Below are 4,289 nucleotides of genomic sequence, written 5' to 3'. Positions count from 1 at the left end.
CCGACCTCCTTCTTCGAGGAGCGCCTCGCCGCCGGCACCCCGGTGGTCCGCGTCATGACGAACACCCCGGCCCTCGTCGACGAGGCCATGTCCGTCATCTCCGCCGGCACCCACGCCACCGCCGCCCACCTCACCCACGCCGAGGAGATCTTCGGCGCCGTCGGCAAGACCCTCCGCGTCCCCGAGTCCCAGCAGGACGCCTGCACGGCCCTCTCCGGCTCGGGACCGGCGTACTTCTTCTACCTGGTCGAGGCCATGACCGACGCCGGAATCCTCCTCGGCCTGCCCCGCGACAAGGCCCACGACCTGATCGTCCAGTCCGCGATCGGCGCCGCGAAGATGCTCCGCGACAGCGGCGAACACCCGGTCAAGCTCCGCGAGAACGTCACGTCCCCCGCCGGCACCACCATCAACGCCATCCGCGAACTGGAGAACCACGGCGTCCGCGCCGCCCTCATCGCGGCCCTGGAAGCCGCCCGCGACCGCAGCCGCGAACTGGCCTCCGGCACCAAGGACTGACGACAGACGACAGACGCGATCCCCACGCAAGCCCCACGCGAGCCCGACGCGCGGGGGAGGGCTCACTTCGCCGCGCTCAGCAGCACATCCTCCGTCGTCACCACCTCGGCGAACCCACCCCCGTGCAGCGACACCGCCGACGCCCGCGCCAGCTCGTCCGCACTCTGCCGCCAGCCGAAGGGCCCCTCCAGGCCGAAGGTGTACGTCGCGTCGAACGCGACCACCACCTCGTACCCGAGGTTCCCGCCCATCCGCGCCGTCGTCTCGACGCACATGTTCGTCTGGATCCCGGCCAGCACGATCTGCGAGATCCCGGCCGCCCGCAGCCAGGCACCCAGGTCCGGCGCCCCGAGGAACGCCGAGTTCACGCTCTTCGTGACCAGCAGCTCGCCCCCGCTCCCCTCCCCGCGCCGCCGCTCCACGTACTCCTTGAACCCGTTCCCCTCGTAGCCCGCCCGCAACGGCGACCCGGCCGTCACCGAGTCGTGCCGCACGAAGACGACCGGCCGCCCGGCCGACTGCCACGCGTCGATCAGCGCGGCGATGTTGTCGTCCGCCGCCGGATTGTTGCGCGTCCCCCAGAAACCGACCTCCTCGAAACCCTTCTGCACGTCCACGACCACCAGGGCTGCGTTCTCCGCGATGTCCATGCCCCGATCGTCCCGCCGGGCGACCCCGGTCCCCAGAGGTCAATAAGCCAGCGATCGATGTTTTACTGCCACCCATGGCAACGCATCCGGCAGCCCCCTACAGCGTGGCCCCCTACCGCGTGGCCCTCGTCGCCTTCCCCGGTATCCGGGCCTTCGACGTCTCCGTCATCACCGAGGTCTGGGGCACCGACCGCACCGACCGCGGCGCCCCCGCCTTCGACCTGCGCCGCGTCGCCACCGACGGCACCACCGCCGTCCCCATGCGCGGCGGCCTCGCCCTCCACCCCGACCGCGCCCTCGACTGGCTGACGGACGCCGACCTCGTCGTGGTCCCCGGCCTCGACGACCACCTCACCCCGGCACCGGCCCCGGTCCTCGACGCCCTACGGCGCGCCCACGCCCGCGGCACCACCGTCGCCGCCCTGTGCGGCGGCGCCTTCACCCTCGCCCAGGCCGGCCTGCTCGACGGCCGCCGCGCCATCACCCACTGGCGGCTGCTCGACCTCCTGCGGACCCACCACCCCCGGGTCACAGTCGTCCCCGACGCCCTCTTCATCGAGGACGACAACATCTGGACCGCCGCCGGCACCGCGGCCGGCATCGACCTCTGCCTCCACCTGGTCCGCCTGGCCCACGGCGCCGAGGCCGCCGCCACCATCGCCCGCTCGATGGTCACCGCGCCCTTCCGCACCGGCACCCAGGCCCAGTTCATCGAGCACCCCACACCCCACGCCGACCGCGACGCCGACGCCCTCGCCGCCGTCCGCGAACACGCCCTGCGCCACCTCGCCGAGCCCCTCACCGTCGCCGACCTGGCCGACCGCGCCGGCATGTCCCCGCGCTCCTTCGCCCGCCACTTCACCGCGGCCACCGGCACCACCCCGCTCCGCTGGCTCCTGGACCAGCGCGTCGCCGCGGCCCAGAAGCTCCTCGAACGCACCGACCTGCCCATGCCCGAGGTCGCCCGCCGGGCCGGCTTCGGCAGCGAGGTCACGATGCGCCAGCACTTCGCATCGCGCCTCGCCACCAGCCCCCGCGCCTACCGGTCCGCGTTCACCGGAGGCAGCAACCCGATGGCCCGATAAGCGGCGTCGACGGCCGGCCGAGCCATCGCCCGAGCCTTCTCGGCCCCCTCCCGGAGCACGCCCTCCACATACCCGGGATCCGCGCACAGCTCCTGATGCCGCTCCCGCACGGGCCGCAGCACCTCGACGACCGCCTCCGCGGTGTCCTTCTTCAACGCGCCGTACGAGTCGTACGCACCCGCCAGCTCCGCCGGATCCCCACCCGTGCAGGCGCCGAGGATCTCCAGCAGATTCGCGAGCCCCGGCCGTTCCCCACGGTCGTACACGACCTCGTACCCACTGTCGGTCACGGCCCGCATGACCTTCTTCCGCGCCACGTCCGGCTCGTCCAGCAGATAGACGATCCCGGGCCCGACGTCGTCGCTCTTCCCCATCTTCGACGCGGGTTCCTGCAGATTCATCACCCGAGCCGCCACCGCCGGACTGGTGGCCCGAGGCACCACGAACGTGTGCCCGTACCGCTGGTTGAACCGCACCGCGAGATCCCGCGCCAGCTCCACATGCTGGGTCTGGTCGTCCCCGACCGGCACCTCGTCCGTCCCGTACGCCAGGATGTCGGCCGCCATCAGCACGGGATACGTCAGCAGCGACAGCCGCACACTCCCGCCCCGCTCACGCTCCCGCGCGGCCTTCTCCTTGTACTGGATCATCCGCCGCATCTCCCCGTCCGTCGCGACGCACTCCAGTACGTACGACAGCCGGGCGTGCTCGTCCACGTGGCTCTGCACGAACACCGTGCACGACTCCGGATCCAGCCCCGCCGCCAGCAACAGCGACGCCGCCTGACGGCTCAGTCTGCGCACACGCGCCGGATCGTGGTCCACGGTCAACGCGTGCAGGTCGACGACGCAGAACAACGCGTCCGACCGGTGCTGGTCCTGCGCGGCCCACTGCCGCATGGCTCCCAGATAGTTCCCCAGCGTCAGATGCCCGGTCGGCTTGACCCCACTGAAGACCCGCGTCATCTCTCCACCTCCTGGTCGGGGCCGCCGCCACCGGCCGGCCGCTCCTCCTGGAGGGAGATACGAAAACGGCCGCCGAAGCGGCGGCCGTTGAGTGCATACGTGCGTACGGCCGCCGTCAGGCGGCCCACCAGAGCTGAGTACACGTACGCGTCATCACGCCTCCCACAGTACGCCCGCGGAGGCCGCCCGTCCCGGGATTTGACACGCCCCTCCCGCGCTCGTAGTGTTCTCCGAGTTGTCCGACGTGAGCGTCGACTCCGGTCGGTCCCCGGACAGCGATTCCGCAAGTACTCACCACTCTTCGACGAGCAGTCGCGCTGTCGGCGTCGTCGTCCTGTCGGTGCGTGTATTCACGGAATGAGGAATCCATGTTCGAAAGAACGCGGCCCCCCGATTAGCTCGGGAGCCGGGACTCCGCTAGAGTCTCACCTCGTCGAAACGGCCCAACGGCCGCGGAGACAAACCCCCTCTGACGGGGAATCAGAGCCCGAAAAGATCTGATACAGTCGGAACCGCCGGAAAGGGAAACGCGAAAGCGGGAACCTGGAAAGCACCGAGGAAATCGGATCGGAAAGATCTGATAGAGTCGGAAACGCAAGACAGCAGGATAGCAGGACCGAAGGGAAGCGCCCGGAGGAAAGCCTGAGAGAGTCTCTCGGGTGAGTACAAAGGAAGCGTCCGTTCCTTGAGAACTCAACAGCGTGCCAAAAGTCAACGCCAGATATGTTGATACCCCGACCTGATCGGTCTGTCTGATCGGGTTGAGGTTCCTTTGAAGTAACACAACAGCGAGGACGCTGTGAACGGTCGGATTATTCCTCCGACTGTTCCGCTCCCGTGAAGTTGAAAAGCATTCACGGAGAGTTTGATCCTGGCTCAGGACGAACGCTGGCGGCGTGCTTAACACATGCAAGTCGAACGATGAACCACTTCGGTGGGGATTAGTGGCGAACGGGTGAGTAACACGTGGGTAATCTGCCCTGCACTCTGGGACAAGCCCTGGAAACGGGGTCTAATACCGGATACTGAACTCTTGCGGGCATCTGCGAGGTTCGAAAGCTCCGGCGGTG

Annotated in this window: 5 protein-coding genes and 1 rRNA gene; 3 read left to right on the top strand and 3 right to left on the bottom strand. The window is 69.1% G+C overall.

The genetic code is table 11. The features are described from left to right. Positions 1–519 (top strand): pyrroline-5-carboxylate reductase (locus KUM40_RS20790; protein ID WP_217167526.1); only part of this gene is annotated, 519 nt, incomplete at its 5' end. Between the two features lie 62 nt (positions 520–581). Here the strand turns inward: KUM40_RS20790 and KUM40_RS20785 are convergent. Next, positions 582–1,169, bottom strand: a complete 588-nt coding sequence (locus KUM40_RS20785) for a cysteine hydrolase family protein (protein ID WP_217167525.1) — start codon at positions 1,167–1,169, stop codon at positions 582–584. Positions 1,170–1,243: 74 nt separating this feature from the next. On the opposite strand from KUM40_RS20785, the gene KUM40_RS20780 reads away from it, so the two are divergent. Next, positions 1,244–2,254 carry a GlxA family transcriptional regulator gene (locus tag KUM40_RS20780; protein WP_217167524.1) on the top strand — a complete coding sequence of 337 codons (1,011 nt, stop codon included), beginning with the start codon at positions 1,244–1,246 and terminating at the stop codon, positions 2,252–2,254. Here KUM40_RS20780 and trpS read toward each other — a convergent pair. Together trpS and KUM40_RS20770 are read right to left on the bottom strand one after the other, a co-directional pair. Continuing rightward, on the bottom strand, positions 2,209–3,219 hold the full coding sequence (gene trpS / locus KUM40_RS20775) for a tryptophan--tRNA ligase (protein WP_217167523.1): 1,011 nt from the start codon (positions 3,217–3,219) through the stop codon (positions 2,209–2,211). The two genes, KUM40_RS20780 and trpS, sit on opposite strands and share 46 nt — an antisense overlap. Continuing rightward, complete coding sequence (locus KUM40_RS20770) at positions 3,216–3,362, bottom strand: hypothetical protein (RefSeq protein WP_217167522.1); 147 nt, start codon at positions 3,360–3,362, stop codon at positions 3,216–3,218. The genes trpS and KUM40_RS20770 overlap by 4 nt, the downstream gene beginning before the upstream one ends. A gap of 710 nt (positions 3,363–4,072) precedes the next feature. Between KUM40_RS20770 and KUM40_RS20765 the strand changes: the two genes are divergently transcribed. Beyond that, positions 4,073–4,289, top strand: a 16S ribosomal RNA gene (locus KUM40_RS20765); the annotation flags it as partial.

The organism is Streptomyces sp. AC512_CC834, assembly GCF_019049325.1.
In the GTDB taxonomy this organism is placed as follows: Bacteria; Actinomycetota; Actinomycetes; order Streptomycetales; family Streptomycetaceae; genus Streptomyces.
Note: the sequence above shows the minus strand (reverse complement) of the source record. Positions and strands in the feature narration are given on the sequence as shown.